This window comes from Microbacterium sp. Bi128 (assembly GCF_918698205.1).
Window position 1 is genome coordinate 1 of record NZ_CAKKMM010001540.1, and the last position, 1,155, is coordinate 1,155.

Below are 1,155 nucleotides of genomic sequence, written 5' to 3' on the forward strand. Positions count from 1 at the left end.
GGCCGAAGTGGCTGAACGGGTTGGCGAAGATCTGGTAGAAGTTGTCTTCGTTGGTCGTAGCCATCGAAGCGCCCCACAGGATCCACATGATGCCGACGGTTCCAATGGCGACGAAGCTCATCATCATCATGTTCAAAGCCGACTTGGCGCGGGTCATGCCGCCGTAGAAGAATGCCAGGCCCGGGGTCATGAACAGCACGAGTGCCGCGGCCACCAGGAGCCAAACGAGACCTGCGGTGAGTTCCATGGTCTACGTCCTCTCTTGCTATTAGGTGCGGAGTAGTCCGCCGGTCCCAACGCATTTATTTGCGTTCTAGAAAGAGTTTCGCGGGGCCGTGTTTCGCTGGCGGAGGATTTATATTGCCGGGTTGTTACAAGAACCTCCCGGACGTAAATGGTGCATCTCACACTTGTTACGGTTATGTTTCAGCGGATTATTCCCGCACTTGTTGGACCCGCCGCCAGCCGGCACCGCATCTTCCCAAGGACGAACGCATTATGAGCAAGACCTCCCGCCCCGCCGGCGACGCCGCAGCCGAGGTGCCCTCCCGGGCCCCGGGCCGTTCCCGGCTGCCCCGGGACATCAAGGTGATGCTGGTGGCGGCCTTCCTGATTGCGATCGGCTTCGGCCTCGTGGCACCGGTTCTGCCCCAGTTCGCCACCACGTTGGACGTCGGGGCGACCGCCGCGGCCGTGATCGTGAGCATCTTCGCTTTCATGCGGCTCGTCTTCGCACCGGCCGCGGGCACCCTGATCGTGAAGCTGGGCGAACGGCCGGTCTATGTGGCCGGGCTGCTGATCGTCGCGGTGTCCACGGCCGCCTGCGCCTTCGCCCAGAATTACTGGCAGCTGCTGGTCTTCCGGGGCCTCGGCGGGGCTGGCTCGGTGATGTTCACGGTGGCGTCCATGGCGCTCGTGGTCCGGCTCGCGCCGCCGGAAAGCCGCGGCCGGGTCTCCGGGGCCTATGCCTCCGCCTTCCTGATCGGCAACGTCTGCGGCCCCATCGTCGGCGGGATGCTCGCCAGCTTCGGCTTGCGGGTGCCGTTCCTGGCCTACGCGGGGGCCCTGGTGCTGGCCGCCGTCGTGGTGCAGACCCAGCTCAGCCATGTCCCCGCCGCCTCGCGGCAGCCCGGCGCCACGGCCCCTGCGATGGAA

The 1,155-nt window shown here is 65.4% G+C and carries 1 protein-coding gene and 1 pseudogene; one reads left to right on the forward strand and one right to left on the reverse strand.

The annotated features are described in order from the left end of the window. Positions 1 to 247: pseudogene (locus LQV45_RS34375) on the reverse strand (ammonia channel protein); the annotation flags it as partial. 251 nt (positions 248 to 498) lie between these two features. Here LQV45_RS34375 and LQV45_RS34380 point away from each other — a divergent pair. Then, positions 499 to 1,155: MFS transporter (locus LQV45_RS34380; protein ID WP_230012350.1), on the forward strand; the 657-nt coding region annotated here is incomplete at its 3' end.